Below are 15,197 nucleotides of genomic sequence, written 5' to 3'. Positions count from 1 at the left end.
CGCGTTGACGGGCGTCATGTGACCGGTCACAATCGTTCCATGGATGTGACCGGTCACACAAGGCCCGCCGACCACGGTCAGGAACCCCGCAAGGCCGCCAGCATTCGCGATGTCGCCCGCGCCGCGGGCGTCTCCCACCAGACGGTCTCGCGGGTCATCAACGCCCACCCGAACGTCCGCGACGAGACCCGCACGCGCGTCGAGGCGGCCATCGAGACACTGGGCTTCCGACGCAACGCCACCGCGTTCGCGCTCGCCAGCGGAGTGACCCGGTCGGTCACCGTCCTGACGGCGAACACGACCCTCTACGGCTACGCGGCCACCCTGCAGGGCCTGGAGGAGGCGGCCCGGGCGGCCGGCTACTCGCTGGGCGTGAGGGTACTGACGCCCGAGGACGACCTGGACCGCACGATCTCCTCGGCCGTGGCCGGCGGGGGCGGTCTGATGGTCATCGGCTTCGACCGGCTCGGCGCGTCGGCGCTGCGCCGGATCCCGGCCGACGTCCCGTGCGCCGCGGTCGTCGAGGCTCCCCCGCACGGCCGGAGGCCTCCCCGCCCGGCCGTGTGGGCCGACGACCGGGAGGCGGCCCGCGCCGCCACCGCGCACCTCCTCCGGCTCGGACACCGGACCGTCCACTACGTCGCGATCCCGACCTCGGTGGGCACCGGCCGCTCCGAGGGCCTCCGTGCCCAGGGCTGGCGCGCCGCACTCGAGGAGGCCGGCGTCACCCCGCCCGAACCGCGCGGCGGCAACGGCTGGGACGCGCAGACCGGTTACGACGAGGGAGAGCGACTCGCCGGTGACCCGGAGGTGACGGCGATCCTGTGCGGCAACGACGACCTGGCGCTGGGCGTGCTGCGCGCCCTGCACCACGCCGGCCGGTCGGTCCCGGGTGACGTCGCCGTCATCGGCTTCGACGACGCCCCGCACGCCGGCTTCCTCACCCCGGCCCTGAGCACCGTACGGATGGACTTCCAGGGGCTGGGGCGCGACGCCTTCGCCCTGCTGCGCGGCCAGTTGGAGAGCGACTACGAGGCCCCGGCGCCGACCTTCGCCGGTACCGAGCTGGTGCTCCGGGAGAGCTCGTGACGAACGTTCGCGGTGCCTTCGGCGTCTGAGGAAACGGCCGGCGCATGAGGTGCCGGGCCGTACGAAGGGAACGCCGATGGTTCGAACTCCGCGCCGCCGTGGCCGTACCGCGTCGGCGGCCGTCTGTCTGGCGCTCGCGGTCGCCGGCTGTTCCGGACCGGACATCCGCAGCGGTGGGCCCCCGGTGAAACTGTGCGGGGTCACCTTCTGGAGCGGCGCCGATCACATCGGGACGACCCCTCTCACCGCGTCCAGCCGGGGCATGCCCGCCGCCCCGGCCGCCTCCCGGCTTCCCGCCTCGGCCCCGTACGACGGCGGTCCGCCGCCCCGGATAGTCTCCGTCTCCTCCGACTGCTCCCACGGCCGTACCGTCGTCGTCTCCCCCGCGGCCTCCGTGCGGCTGCGGACGGTGGCGAAGGACGGCGCCGGTCGCGTCCTCGCGCTCTCCCTCGTCCCCGCGAGGCCCGGCAGGTCGGTCGAGGTCCACGTCTACGCCTACGCCGGTACGCGCCCGGCCGGCCAGGTGCTCACCGTCGTACCCTGACGGGACGGGACCGACCCCGGGGCCGCCGCACGCGGCGCGCCTCTCGCGCACGGCGGGGTCTGGCATACCGTACGGGGAGATCATCACCTGCCCGGGAGTTCGCATGGCCGCCGACAGCCGACGACGGAAGAGACCCGACGAAGTCCTCGACGCCATCGAGCCGCCGGGCAACGCCGAAGTGGTCGTGGGCGCGCTGACCGCGACGCTGCTGGTGGAGATCCTCAGCGCCCTGTCGGGGACCGAGGTGTGGATCCTGGCGCTGCTGGTGTTCCTGCCAAGCACGGCGTCCGCGCTGTGCACGGTCCGCCAGACCGGGTTCGTGGCCGCGTGGACGACCGTCATCGTCACGATCACCACGGCGCTGCGGGCACCCGCCGGCGGGCACTGGCTGGACCGGACCCTGCTGGTCCTGTTCACCCTCGCCCTGTGTGTGACCTCGGTGTACGCCTGCCACCGCCGTATCCGGCGCGAGGCCGAGATGCTGCGGCTGCGGTCGACGGCCGCGGCCATGCAGCGGCACATCCTGCATCCGCTGCCGCTGCTCACCGGGGACGTCCTGGTCAACGGCGTCTACGAGCCGCTCCAGGAGGACCGGCTGGTCGGCGGCGACATCTACGACGTCGTCGACTCGCCCTTCGGCACCCGGGTGCTCATCGGCGACGTGCAGGGCAAGGGGCTGGCGGCCGTCGGTGCCGCGTTCGCCGTCATCGGCGCCTTCCGCGAGGCGGCCCACCGGGAGCCCACACTGACGGCGCTCGTCGACGCCCTGGACGCCTCGGTCGTACGGCACAACTCCTATGCGGCACACACCGGGGACGACGAACGCTTCGTCACCGCGCTGATCATCGGGGTGGACGTGGACACCGAGGTGCAGGCCGTCAACTGCGGGCATGTCCCGCCGTACGTGGTGCACGAGGGCGCGGTCGCCCAGCCGCCGGTGGAGACCGGTGTCCCGCTGGGGCTGGCGGAGCTCGCCGAGGAGCCCACCACCGTGAGCTGGTTCGACTTCCCGGAGGGCGCGACGCTGTTGCTGAGCACCGACGGGCTCACCGAGACCCGGGCGGCGGACGGCACGTTCTACCCGGTCGAGGAGCGGCTGGCGAAACAGCTGGACCTCTCCCCCGCCGCTCTGCCGCAGACCCTGTACGAGGATGCCCGGGCGTTCGCGGGCGAGGGCGGCCAGCACGACGACATCGCGGTCCTGACCGTCCGCCGGTCGCCGCGGCTGTGAACGGTCGGCCGGGCATCACGGTGGGAGATGAAGGCCTCCGTGCGGTGAAGATTCGACACCTCCACCACACACGGAGGCCTTCGCCACGATCAAGACCGGACCGCGTCGAGGACGCTCGTGATCAATACACCTGGCCCGCCGGTGTCACGGGCGGATCGTCAGCCAGTCCAGGGCCGCGACCCGGGGGCCTCCCTTCGCGACGAGGTAGAGGTCGTGGGTTCCGGTCACGGCGCGGGGCAGGGTGACCGACTGCTCCTGCCAGGTGTCGGGGGAACCCGTGGTGTGCACGGGCAGGGTCGCGGCCAGGGGGCCGTGCGGGGTGTCGAGACGGAGTTGGAGGGTGCAACCGGTGGCACAGGTGGAGGCGAGGCGGACGGTGAGACGGTCGCCGTTCAGGCTGGCGTGCCGGTAGGCGATCCAGTCGCCGGAGGCCAGTTCGTCGGTCGCGGCCTCTCCTTGCCGTACCCCGTGCACGGATGTCGCCTGCTCGGCCTGGAGGGTGGTGGAGGCGTCGGGGCCGTCGCCGTACAGGCGCAGGTCGTTGACGACCCAGGCGGCGGGGCCGCTCGCGGTCAGGGTGAGGCGGACATAGCGGGCCGTCTGCGTGGGGAACGCGGCGTCCTGGGTGAAGGAGCGGCCGGCGACCCGCGCGAGGGCGCCGCCGAAGTGGCTGCCGTCGCGGCTGACGGAGACCGTGAAGCCGTAGGGCTGGCCGCTGGTGTCGCGTCCGGCGTCCAGGGAGAGCCGGTCGAAGGTCCTGGCCTCCCCCAGGTCGACGGTCAGGGACTGACCGGGCGCCTGTGGACTCGCTGCCGTCCAGCGGGTGTTGATGTCGCCGTCCGCGGCGGCGGAGGCGTCGGTGCCGTCGCTCGCGGTGGCGGTCCACTCGCCGTGCCGTACGCGCTGCCGGCAGCCGGGGAGGTCGCAGCCGGTCGACCAGACCGGTGCGCCGTACTCGTAGGCGCCGACGTCGGGGGCCGTGCCGTGTACGTCGGTGGTGACGCCGTCGATCGTCTCGCCCGCGTCGATCACCGGTGAGCCGGCGGTGGGCCACAGCTCGCCGTTGACGGCGTCGGTGTAACCGGGCTTGTCCGTGATGACGTTGGAGCGGACGACCGGCAGCGGATCGCCCTTCTGGGTCACGCTGACCGGCATCGGTCCCACGATGTTGCTGATGTACGACCCCGAGGCGTCCGTCGCTCCGCTCAGCTGGACCGAGGTGCCGTTGATGCCCACGCCGTAGCTGGAGTTGTGGTCCTGGTTGGCGATGCTGGGACCGGTGTGACCGTTGAAGAAAGTGCCCCGACTGCCGGTGTTCCAGGCGACGTTGTGGTGCAGCAGGAAGTGGCCGGAGTAGTTGTCGACATAGAACCCGACCTGCCCGTCGGCGTCGTGCGCGGTGTTGTGGTCGACGGAGGTGCCGGAGGCGTCGAGGCTGCAGCAGACGTAGAAGGGCGAGCCGTCGCGGGAGGTCCGCATCGCCTCGGACATGTCGTTGTAGGCGATGCGGTTGCCGTGGAACTCGGTGCCGTTGAGCTGCCAGGCCGTGTCGATGGCGGCGCGTCCGGTGCGGCGGATCGTGTTGTGGGTGACGTTGTGGCCGTTGCCGTTGATCTCGATGCCGGGGGTGTAGCTGCCCATCCAGCCGACGTCGTGGATGTAGTTGTCGGTGACCGTGTTGCCGGTGCCGCGCACCAGGACGCCGTCGCCGGCCGACTGCGAGATCTCGCTGTTCTTCAGGGTGTTGCCGGTGCCGAGGATCTGTACGCCCGAGTCGAGGATGCGGGAGGCGACGATGTGCCCCTCGTAGGGCGGGATCGCGAGGTCGCCGTCCGGGGGCATGGGGAGGGTGGAGAACTCGGAGATGTACGTGGCGTGCAGTCCGTCGACGACGACTCCCGTACTGGAGGCGCCCGTTCGCAGGGAGGTGCCCCACAGGTTCAGGCCGCGCACGGTGACGTGGGAGCTGCCCGTCAGGTCGACGCCCCACAGCCGGTGCTTGGCGGTCACCGTGTGCCCGGCCATGCCGCCCTTCGGCGGGACCATGTAGAGGCGGTGCGCGGTCTTGTCGTAATACCACTCCCCGGGCTGGTCCAGGGCGGCCTTGGAGCCCACCAGGTAGTAGTTGCGGTAGTTCTGGTTGCCCATGCACAGCGGCGGGCAGCGGTGGTTGCCGCCCTTGAAGTCCAGCTTGCCCGGCGCGGTGGCGGTGACCGTACCGGTCTGCTGGGCCCAGGGGTTGGAGCCCGCCCACAGATGGACCGTGGCGCCGGTCCAGTCGGCGTCCGGCAGGTCGGTGTCGTCGATGTGCTGGTCGGTGGAGGTGGGGTCGGCCTCGGCCCAGGTGGTGTTCAGCGGATCCGGGCCGGAGTTGGGCCAACGCCCCTCCGCCGCCCGCTCGTTGTCGAGGAACACGGCGTTGAAGTCGGGGTCGGGCGGCAGGTCGGTGTCGGCGGCGACCAGACCGTCGCCGGCGTCCTTCCAGCCGGACACCTTCTCGGTTCCGTCGACGGTGACCGGGCCGTCGCCGTACGCGGCGAGGGTGATCGGCGCGTCCTTGGTGCCGGAGGGCGGGGTGACCTCCTCGCGGTAGGTGCCGTGGTGGATCAGACAGGTGTCCCCGGGGCGGACGCGGTCCAGACAGGCGCCGATGGTGCGCAGGGGGCCCGTCGGGGAGCCGTGCGCCTTGTCGTCGCCCCAGGGCGCCACCTGGTAGGTACGGGCGGGGGCCGCCGCCTGCGCCTGGACCGGGACGGCCAGGAGGGCGGTCACGGCGGCCAGGGTGAACAGATGCCTCGGTCTCATGTGCCGTCTCCAGTCGTGGGTCTCATGTCAGCCTTTCTCCGTCTCCGGCCCGCAGCCCCGTGCGCAGGAAGCGCCGCGCGAGCAGGAACCCCAGCAGCAGCGGCGCGCACGCCACCAGGCCGGCGAGCGCGGCTTCCGGCTGGTGGATGTCGAGGTCGGCGAAGCCGCCGGCGTTGTTGACCGCGGCCTGTTCGCGTTCCATCGCGGCGTACGCCTCCTCGACCACCGCCGGGTCGGCGACGGCTCCGTCGAAGTCGCCGTCGGGCTCGCCGACCGACCGCGAGCAGTTGCTCCGCGTCCATGCCCTCGCAGTTCATCCGCAGGCGCAGGCGATAGTTCCTCAGATCGTGCTGCCGCATGGGGAGTTCACCCGCCGGGCTCGGTCCAAGGCGTGTGGGGCACGCGTGCTTGCGTCGCCGGCTCGGCCGACGGCGGCTTTCCCCGCCGTCGGCCGGGCCGGTCGTTCCCGTCAGCGGTAACAGGTGGTGATCCCCGGATGCCACGGGCAGGCGATGCCCGCGAAGCCGCCGCCCGCCACGACGTCGACGCTGAGCGTCGCTCCCCCGCGCAGCACCTTCTGGTCCTGGACGAGCCCGTCGGCGCCGTCCCGGATCGTCTGCACCAGCCACCGCCCCGGACCGAGGGACAGCGGTACCTGCGCGGTGTGCGCGGCGCCCGCGTACACCCCGCCGATGAACCAGCGCCGGCCGCTGCGGCGGGCGAGCACCGCCTCCTGGCCGGGCTGTCCGGCGAGGAGCCGGGTGTCGTCCCAGGCGGCGGGGAGCTGCTGGAGGAAGTCACGGGCGAGCGGCCGGGCGTCGTACGACTCGGGGGTACCGGCGAACATCTGCAGGCCCGACTCGTAGGCGACGGTGAGGCCGACCTCGGCCGCGTCGGAGTCGGGGCGCTGGCCGACGCGCTGGAAGCCGCCGGGGGTGAAGTCCATGGAGCCGATGACGTTGCGGGTGAAGGGCAGGGTGGTGAGGTGGGTCGCGGTGTTGGTGCGCTTCTCCTCGCCGCCGACGCCCTCCAGGGTCATGACCTGCGGCCAGGTGCGCTGGATGCCCTTGGGGATCGTGGAGCCGTGGAAGTCGATCATGAGGTGGTGGGCGGCGGTGTCCTTGAGGACGTCGTCGTACCACTGGAGCATGGACTGCGCCTCGGAGTTCATGAAGTCGATCTTGACGCCCTTGACGCCCCAGCGTTCCAGGGTGGGCAGCCACTGGGCGCGCTGCTCGGCCGTGGCGAGGTCGCGCTGATGGATCCAGACGACGATGCCGACCCCCTTGGCGCGGGCGTAGTCGACGAGTTGCGGCATCCAGCTGTCGGTCTGCCAGTTCGGGTCGGTGGTGTCCCACGCGTCGCTCTTGAAGTACCAGCCGGCGTCGACGGCCTCGTAGGGCCAGTGGCGTGCGGCCGCGTAGTCGACGTACGCCTTCTGCGCCGCGAGGCTCTGCCCGGCCTCACGCCCGCCGGCCAGCCAGGTCCACAGGACGGTGCCGGGGCGGATCCACGAGGTGTCGGCGACCTTGGAGGAGGGGGCGAGGTCGTCGGTGAAGGTGGAGCGGGTGACGGTGGCCAGGTCACCGGTGATCATGGCCCGCCAGGGGGTGGTGAGCGGGCCGGTGGTGTGGACCCGGTCGTCGGCGAGCTTGATCCGGTAGGTGCCGGTGCCCTGGTCGTGGGCGAGCCGGGCGCCGGAGTAGCGGCCGGTCAGGTCGGACTCGGCGAGCAGGGTGTAGCCGCCGGCGGTGGAGAAGAGGGCCTGGTCGGAGTACTCGCCGGTGGGGGCCGTGGCGGCGGTGTACTGGTTGAACTGCCCCTCGTTGTCGACCCGGTAGGTGCCGAGCCACGCGCTCGCGTCCGGGGGGAGGTTGAAGGCCGAGGTCTCGCCGAGGACGTCGCCGTGTCCGGCGGGCAGGACATAGCGGTAGGCGATGCCGTCGGCCGATGCGCGTACGACGAGGTCGATGCGGGCGCCGGCGGGCGTGGCGAAGGACAGCCGGGTCTCGTTCATCCGGACCCTGCGGTCCAGGCGCTTGCCGGACCTGGTCCGGTAGTGCTCGTCGACCAGCCGGTCGGTGCGGCGCAGGAAGTGCAGGCCCTGGGAGAAGTCGGCCTGTTCGGTGAGGATGCCGACGGGCGAGGGCTCGATGACGGTACGGCCCTCGCGGGACACGGACAGGCTCAGCGCGCCGGTGGAGTCGTCGAGGGACACGCGTGCGTGGGGTGCGTCGTGCGCGGCGGCGGACAGGGACCAGACATGGGCGCGCGGTGCGGTGTCCTGCTCCGCCCGCGCGGGCACGGTCAGACACAGTGCGGCCGCCAGGCCGGCGCACAGTGCCGTGACCGTCGTTCTCAACCGCAGCGGCAAGCGCTTCCCCGGCTGCGAGGTCATCATCGTCCTCCAGACTGACGGCTCATGGATACATCGGGTGTATAGCGAACCTAGGCGGACCGCATTTCACCTGTCAACGGCCTTCCCAGGGGGTGAGTTGTCCAATAGCGCCTGATTACAAGCGGATTCACCCGTCGATCACATCCACAACCGCTGTCCAATATCTTGACTCCTCCGATGTATTGCGATTGCCTGCGTCCGACTCCGACCGGAAGGACTGCACGGTATGCGCACGTTCACGATCCGGTACTCGCTCGCGGCTCTCACCGCGGCACTGCCCCTTGCCCTTGTGCCGCTCTCGGCGAGCGCGGCCGCCCCGGGCACGCACCGGTCCGACAGGCCCGCCTGGACGGGCACCTGGGAGGCGGCCGCGGCCGGCACCGTCGCCGAACTGCCCGGCAAGACGGTGCGCAACGTGATCCACACCAGCGTCGGGGGCCGCGCGGCCCGCGTCCGCGTGTCCAACCGACTCGGCACCGCGCCGCTCGACCTGGGAGCCGTGACGGTCGCCGTGCAGGAGCCCGGTGCCCCCAAGAGCCCCGAGGCCGTGGCGGGTTCGGTCCGCACGGTCACCTTCCACGGCGCCGCCTCCGTCGGGATACCGGCGGGCAGCGACGCGGTGAGCGATCCGGTACCGCTGCGGGTGCCCGCGGACGCCAACCTGCTGGTCAGCCTCTACACGCCCGAGGACTCGGGCCCGGCGACCTATCACCGCTCCGCCCTGCAGACGTCGTTCATCGCCCCGGCCGGGGACCACACGGCGGACCCGGCCGGCGCCGCTTACACCGCGACCACCGGCTCCTGGTACTACCTGACCGGCGTCGACGTGCTGGGCGCGCCGGCCGTGGGCAGCGTCGTCGCGCTGGGCGACTCGATCACCGACGGGTCCGGTTCGACGGCGAGCGCCAACCACCGCTGGCCCGACCGGCTCGCCGACCGGCTGGGCCAACTGCCCCCGCGCAGGCGGCTGGGCGTGCTCAACGCCGGCATCGCGGGCAACCGTGTGCTGCTGGAGGGCACCGGGCCCAGCGCCCTGGACCGGCTGGACGCCGATGTACTCTCCCGCAGCGGTGTGCGCGCCGTGATCCTGATGGAGGGCATCAACGACATCAAGGGCACGCCCAACCAGACGGACCCGGCCGCCTTCGAGGCCGCCTACCGCCAGATCGTGGCGCGCGCCCACGCCCGGGGCATCCGCGTCGTCGGCGCCACCATCACGCCGTACGGCGGCAACGGCGGCTGGACCGCGGCTCGTGAGGCGGTCCGGCAGTCCGTCGACGAACTGATCCGGCACGGCGGGATCTTCGACGCGGTGGTGGACTTCGACGCCGTGGTCCGCGATCCCGCCGCGCCCGACCGGATCCTTCCGGCCTACGACTCCGGAGACCATCTGCACTTCAACGACGCCGGGTTGCAGGCGATGGCCGACGCCGTCGACCTCAACTCCCTCACCGGAAAGGTCACTCGATGAACAGAAGATCCGTCTTACGGGCCGGCACGGGCCTGCTCGCCGGGGGCGCCGCGCTCGCGCTGCCGTCCGTCGCGCGTGCCGCCGTGGCCGCCGGTCCCACCGACGGCTGGACACAGGCGTCGTTCGACTACAGCTGGCACAAGCCGTGGAACCTCGACCTGGGCGACCGGCACAGCTACAGCGGCGGGGTGCACCGGATGTGGGTGTACGCCACCGACGAGCCCTTCGAGAAGGGCAGTTCGACCGACCCGCGCACCGAGATGCGCTGGAAGGTCGACTACACCACGGGCGACCACATGTGGGACGCGGACGTGTACCTCCCGTCCGGCACGGACGGCGCCTCCTTCGTGCAGATCCTGCGGAGCGTCCACCCCTCGGGCACCCCCGCCACCGACATCATGCTCAACGCCTATGACACGAACGGCGGAACGGTACGGCGCTACGACGGAACGGTGCTCAGGACGGGCGTGTACGACACCTGGTTCAACGTGAAGATCGCCCACCGGGCGAGCAGCGGGACCGGCACGGTCAAGGTCTACTTCGACGACTCCCTCGTGCTGACCGTCGCCGACCGGGGTCCCGCCACCCGCTATTTCAAGAACGGCGTCTACAACCACGGCTCCGGCCGCGCGGAGGCCCGCTTCCGCAACCTCCGTTACTGGATGCGGTGAACCACCGCACGGCGGCGGCCCCGTGACACGCGGACGCCGGCCGTCCGCACGGCCGCGCCCCGGCTCGAAACCGGCCGCAAGGACGAGGGCCCGGGGCAGGGCGGGGACGCATCCGCCGTCCGCATGGCAGCGGACGTACGGATGCCCGGTCGTCGATCCTCCCGCGCCTCGACGGGTCCGTCGCCTGTCCGCACAAGCGGTCCCCTCGCGGGCGCCCTGGCGCTCCGGCACCTCAGGAGCGACTCCCCGCGTCCTTCGACTGTCCGGGGTACGGCCTCCGTGCGGCAGGGGCCGACCGGCCCCTCGGGGGCCCCGAAGGACCCCCGGCGCGCTCAGCGGAGCGTCGCCCGGCGCTGCCGTACCGCGCCGAGCACGATCCCCGCGAGCAGGAAGATCACCCCTGCGGCCAGCCACACCCAGGGGTTGTACTCGTCCACGCACGACTGGCTCGTGGATGTCGTCGTGCACACGTTCCCCGGGCCGCCGCGGTTGAGGAAGGCCACGTACAGCAGCGGCACCCCCAGCCCCGAGACCAGTCCCGGCAGCCCGGCCGCGGAACCGCGCCGGGTGGCCAGCAGGGCGGCCGCCAGCAGGGCGAGGGGCAGCAGGTAGACGCCGATACTCAAGATGGCGACAAGGCCGAGCGAGGCCAGGGCTCCTACGGCGAGCCAGGCGCAGAACCACGGCCAACTGCTCGATCTCATGGGTCCTCCTCGACGTGGTCGCTGCTGTCCACAGTGGCGCGTTCCCTGGCCAAGAGCCAGGCTCAGGAGCCCTGTTGTGTGCGGCGCAACACCAGGGAGACGAAGCCGAAGGTGTCCCGGTAGCCGCGCAGCCACTCCGAGCGGCGGGTGCCGGCGGTCCGCAGGACCGCCGGGCCGTCCGGGTCGTCCGGGTGGTCCAGGGCCCACTCGGCCAGGGAGCCCCAGCAGGCCCATTCGTAGGCGTCCAGTTCGGCACGGGTGCTGATGTGCCCGTCGACGGGGGTCCAGCCGTCGGCCACGACACGGTCCACGGTGGTCGCGAGGTCGCCGAGGTCCCCGAGGATGCCGACCGCCTCCGGGGACGGAGGCCGCTCCCAGATCCCCTCTCCGATCAGGACCCGGCCGCCGGGGGCCAGATGTCGGCGGGCGGCGGCGAGCGTGGGGATGAGGCCGCCGAAGGCGTGGGTGGCGCCGAAGCTGAGCACCACGTCGAACGGTTCGGGCGAGACGAACTCCTCGGCCTTCCGGTGGTGCAGGACGAGCCGGTCGCCGACGCCGAGTCCGTCCGCGGCCCGCCGCGCCCGCGCCAGGTCGTCGCCGGAGATGTCGACGCCCTCGGCACGGAGGTCCGGCCGTGTGGCCAGGGCCCGCAGCAGCCACTCCGCGCTGCCGCACCCGAGGTCGAGCACCCGCTCGTCGCCCCTGGGCAGCCCGCGGTCCAGCAGCCGCCGTACCGAGTCGTCGTCGAGCGGGGCTTTTATGGGGTGCCCGGTGTGGGCGATCATGGACATGCGTTCACGGTTCACCGCCGCAGCCTGCCAACGACGGCGCCCCGCTCGCACCTGGTTTTGGCGGCGCGGGCGACCAGGCTCCGGGGCTGCCTGCGGGCCCGCCCCTCTCACGTCGAGCAGCGGGGCAGCCGGCGTCCCGGGCGTCCTGAGCGGGTGCGGCCGGGCTCGGCGCGGTAGCGGCGCGCGGGTGGGGGCGCCGTACGCAGAGGTGGTCCGCCCGCGGCGCCCCGCTCGGGTGACGGCGGGGCCGGTGGGCGTCCGCCGCCGCGTCTGCCGCGTGGGGTGCGCTGCGGCCAGCACAGGACGTAGGCCGCCGAACCCACGGCGAAGGCCAGGCGGATCAGCCCCTGGGCGGAGGCGGAGGGGACCAGCAGGGCGCTGCCGTAGAGGGAGATCAGGGCGATCCAGCTGACCCAGGGGACCAGGCGCCGCTGGCCGATGGAGTCCCAGATCAGGGTGCCCAGCAGGACCGAGGCGTTGTAGTACGTGTACACGCTCGGGTCGAGGGCGATACGGGCGTCCGCGGAGAGCAGCACGACCGCCGGCCAGCGGCCCCGGCGCACGGCGAGGGCGCCCAGCGCCACACCGAGCGCCATCTGGGCGGGCCGGTCCCACGAGGGGGTGACGGGATCGTGCACGCCGAACCAGCGCAGCGCGGACGCGGGCTGGTTGGGGATGGTGAAGCGGGCCGCGGCCAGGGTCTCGGTGTGGGTGAGGTAGAAGGGCAGCCAGGCCACCGCCACCAGGCCGAACAGCCAGGCGGCGGCCCGCGCCCACGTGGCCCGCGGGAGTGCCGGCAGCAGCGGCAGGAAGCCGACCGCCCAGGGTTTGCAGCCGACCGCGAGCGCGAGGAAGACACCGACCGCGGTGGCTCTGCCGCGCACCAGGGCGCGCACGGCGAGGGTGGTGAAGAACAGCGCCAGGACGTCGTCGAGGTGGGCGAACCGCACCGCGACCTCCACCCACATGGGGATGAAGGCCGCCCCCGCGACCAGGACCCGCTGCTGGAGCCGGCGGTGGTTGATCCCCGTGCCCCGGTAGTGGTCCGCGGCGGTCCTGCCGACCAGGACCAGCATGTACAGGCCCAGCACCGACATGAACAGGTCGGCGAGCTTCTCGCCGAGCTCGGGCGGGAACGGCGCGAACAGTCCGGCGGCGAGGAAGCTGACCGGGCCGATCTGCAGCTCGGGGTGGTTGGCGTAGAGGGCCAGGCCGCCGCCGGGAATCTGGTTGAACAGGAGCTGCTGGCCGGTGCGCAGATAGTGCCAGGACACGGCCTCGTGGCGTTCGGCGACGACGAACCAGACCGCCGTCCACAGGGTCAGCAGCAGGTTGTGCCACCGCACCAGGGGCCATCTGAGCCGGCCGGTCCGTTCCCCGTCGTCGAGCACGGGCACGGTCCCCACCGTCTCCCGGTTCCGCACACCCTGTCCTTTCCCTCCGTGCGCTTTCGGCGCCGGGACGGCCGAGGACGCGGTCCGCGCGGCCTCAACTGTGTAGAGGGGGTCCGGGGGTTGAGGGTTGCTCGTCGAAGGTCAAAGTCGCCGCCCGGCTGATGGAAGTGGAGGGTCGACTCGCCGCCACCCGTCCGATGGAACCCGGACCGCGGAAATCGCCTCTACATGATGTAGTAGGGGAGGGTTTCCGCTGCCCGGACTCAAGGGGGCGTCCTGGCGGCGGAGAGGGCTGAGGAGGTGGCCGCCATGGCCGACACCCATGAGGCAGGTCCGGGCATGGAAATCCGTCGCCGTCCGCTGACCCGTCCCGCCGTTCCTCCCTCGCCGCCCGTCCCGGAGTCGGGCCTGCCGGCCGACGCGCCGCGGCAACTGCACCGGGGCATGACCCTGGTGGCCACGATCAGCCTCTTCATCGGCACGCGCGACGCGTGGACCACCGCGATGGACTCGCATCCGGCCGTCGCGGGCGTCATCTCCGTCTGCTACGCCTCGATCCTGCTGTGCGGCGTCCTCAGCCTGCTCGTCCGGAGCCGGCAGGCGCTGGTCCGTGTCGACGTCCTGGTCCTGCTGACCGCCCTCACGCTCGTCGCCTGCGGTTACGTCCTCGATCACGCGGGCGCCGACGAAGGGGTGCTGACCGCGCAGGCCGCGAGCGAGATCCTGCGGGGCCACCCGGTCTACGGCCAGCCCTGGCCCTGGCTGTTCGACACACCGTCCGTCGGAGTCACCAAGACCATGTCGGGCGGCGCCGACTACACCTACGGCTATCCGCCGCTGACCGCGCTGCTCGCCGCGCCGGTGCACGCCGTCGTCCACTCGACGGCGGCCGCCACGCTGGTCACCACGGGCGCGCTGGCCGCCTCCTCGGTCCTGCTCTGGTTCCTGCTGCCGGTTCCCTGGCGGTCCGCGGCCACGGCCGTGTGCCTGGGCTTCGGCCTCCTGCCGCACTACGCGTACTCCGGCTACACGGCGATCACCGCGCTCGCCCTGCTCGTCCCGGTGGTGGTCCGCTGGCCGGCCACCGGAGCGGGCGGCCGGCTGGGGCCGGGCGGCGTGCTGCGCGCGGCCTGTCTGGGGGCCGCCTGTGCCGCCCAGCAACTGGCGTGGTTCCTGCTCCCGTTCCTGCTGATCGGCCTGTACGCCCTCCGGCGCGGGGAGCTCGGTCGCCGGCGCGGTCTGGCGGTCACCGCCCGCTACGCCGCCACCGCCGCGCTGAGCTGGGCCGCCATCAACGCCTACTTCGCCGTCCAGCAGTTCTCCTCCTGGCTGCACGGCACGCTCCTGCCGCTCGACCAGAAGGCGATCCTGCACGGTCAGGGCGTGATGGGCATCTCCTACTACTTCACCGCGGGCAGCAGCCGCCTCGACTACTACTCCTACGGCAGCCTGCTGCTCCTGCTGGCTCTCCTGGCCGCCACACTGTTGTTCGTACGGCGGCTGGGTCCCGCCCTGACCGTGCTGCCCTGGTGCGCGTTCTACCTGGCCACGCGGTCCCAGGACGGCTACTACATGCTGATGACGCCGCTGTGGCTGGCGGCCGTCGCCACCGTCCCGGCCGCCGCGTTCGCCACCGCCTGGCAGCCGCGGCTGCCCCGGGTCACCGGCCACCGCGCCAAGGGCTTCCTTGCCGCCGGTCTGCTCGCCCCGGCGTTCGTGTGCGTGGCGATCGCCGCCGCGAGCCCGCCGCCCCTGCGGCTGAGCCTCGCCCCGCACTTCACCGCGCACCGCTCGAGTGCCGGCGTCACGGCCGTGCGCGTGCACGCCGTCAACACCACGGGTACGACCCTCACCCCGCACTTCGCCGATCGCGTCGGGCAGGGCGCCTCCGACTGGTGGACCATCGCCGCCGGCCCCGCCGAACTGGCCCCCCACGCGTCCGCCGACTACCTCGTGGAACCCCCCGGAGGCTTTCTGCCGATGCCGGCCGACCAGCGTCCGCGCACCTACCTCATCGCGGTCACCGGCACCCCCATGACGATCACCACGGCCCCGATCCCGTCCCCACCGCAATCGGTCTCCCCGAGAGACTGACCGGC

At 72.5% G+C, this 15,197-nt stretch carries 12 protein-coding genes; 6 read left to right on the top strand and 6 right to left on the bottom strand.

The genetic code is table 11. The annotated features are described in order from the left end of the window. Positions 1-39: 39 nt before the first annotated feature. The 3 genes from GRC12_RS02260 (at position 40) to GRC12_RS02250 (ending at position 2,864) form a co-directional block, all read left to right on the top strand. On the top strand, positions 40-1,089 hold the full coding sequence (locus GRC12_RS02260; RefSeq protein WP_208776911.1) for a LacI family DNA-binding transcriptional regulator: 1,050 nt from the start codon (positions 40-42) through the stop codon (positions 1,087-1,089). A 76-nt stretch (positions 1,090-1,165) separates the two neighbouring features. Further along, positions 1,166-1,633 carry a hypothetical protein gene (locus tag GRC12_RS02255; RefSeq protein ID WP_208776910.1) on the top strand — a complete coding sequence of 156 codons (468 nt, stop codon included), beginning with the start codon at positions 1,166-1,168 and terminating at the stop codon, positions 1,631-1,633. Positions 1,634-1,736: 103 nt separating this feature from the next. Next, positions 1,737-2,864, top strand: coding sequence for a PP2C family protein-serine/threonine phosphatase (locus GRC12_RS02250; protein ID WP_208776909.1), 1,128 nt, complete (start codon positions 1,737-1,739; stop codon positions 2,862-2,864). Positions 2,865-3,008: 144 nt separating this feature from the next. Here the strand turns inward: GRC12_RS02250 and GRC12_RS02245 are convergent, their stop codons facing one another. The 3 genes from GRC12_RS02245 to GRC12_RS02235 all read right to left on the bottom strand — a co-directional run bounded on the left by GRC12_RS02245 (position 3,009) and on the right by GRC12_RS02235 (position 8,070). After that, a complete protein-coding gene (locus GRC12_RS02245) occupies positions 3,009-5,669 on the bottom strand; it encodes a carbohydrate-binding protein (protein WP_208776908.1) in 2,661 nt (886 codons plus the stop codon). Positions 5,670-5,691: 22 nt separating this feature from the next. Next, complete coding sequence (locus GRC12_RS02240; protein ID WP_208776951.1) at positions 5,692-5,871, bottom strand: hypothetical protein; 180 nt, start codon at positions 5,869-5,871, stop codon at positions 5,692-5,694. A gap of 267 nt (positions 5,872-6,138) precedes the next feature. Next, a complete protein-coding gene (locus GRC12_RS02235; protein ID WP_439959864.1) occupies positions 6,139-8,070 on the bottom strand; it encodes a glycoside hydrolase family 97 catalytic domain-containing protein in 1,932 nt (643 codons plus the stop codon). A gap of 223 nt (positions 8,071-8,293) precedes the next feature. Between GRC12_RS02235 and GRC12_RS02230 the strand changes: the two genes are divergently transcribed. Further along, entirely contained in the window at positions 8,294-9,538 is a 1,245-nt protein-coding gene (locus GRC12_RS02230) for an SGNH/GDSL hydrolase family protein (protein WP_208776907.1), read from the top strand. Continuing rightward, complete coding sequence (locus GRC12_RS02225; protein ID WP_208776906.1) at positions 9,535-10,209, top strand: polysaccharide lyase family 7 protein; 675 nt, start codon at positions 9,535-9,537, stop codon at positions 10,207-10,209. The genes GRC12_RS02230 and GRC12_RS02225 overlap by 4 nt, the downstream gene beginning before the upstream one ends. Positions 10,210-10,541: 332 nt before the next feature. On the opposite strand, the gene GRC12_RS02220 is transcribed toward GRC12_RS02225, so the two are convergent. From GRC12_RS02220 to GRC12_RS02210, 3 genes are all read right to left on the bottom strand, one after another. Next, entirely contained in the window at positions 10,542-10,913 is a 372-nt protein-coding gene (locus tag GRC12_RS02220; RefSeq protein WP_208776905.1) for a hypothetical protein, read from the bottom strand. Between the two features lie 62 nt (positions 10,914-10,975). Beyond that, complete coding sequence (locus GRC12_RS02215) at positions 10,976-11,719, bottom strand: SAM-dependent methyltransferase (protein WP_208776904.1); 744 nt, start codon at positions 11,717-11,719, stop codon at positions 10,976-10,978. A 92-nt stretch (positions 11,720-11,811) separates the two neighbouring features. Beyond that, positions 11,812-13,128, bottom strand: coding sequence for a hypothetical protein (locus tag GRC12_RS02210; RefSeq protein ID WP_439959863.1), 1,317 nt, complete (start codon positions 13,126-13,128; stop codon positions 11,812-11,814). A 279-nt stretch (positions 13,129-13,407) separates the two neighbouring features. On the opposite strand from GRC12_RS02210, the gene GRC12_RS02205 reads away from it, so the two are divergent. Beyond that, on the top strand, positions 13,408-15,192 hold the full coding sequence (locus tag GRC12_RS02205; RefSeq protein ID WP_208776903.1) for a hypothetical protein: 1,785 nt from the start codon (positions 13,408-13,410) through the stop codon (positions 15,190-15,192). Positions 15,193-15,197: the final 5 nt, after the last annotated feature.

The sequence above is a fragment of the Streptomyces griseorubiginosus genome (assembly GCF_017614965.1).
Taxonomy (GTDB): domain Bacteria; phylum Actinomycetota; class Actinomycetes; order Streptomycetales; family Streptomycetaceae; genus Streptomyces; species Streptomyces griseorubiginosus_B.
The sequence above is the reverse complement of the archived record's forward strand: the minus strand, read 5'-3'. Positions and strand labels throughout refer to the sequence as shown.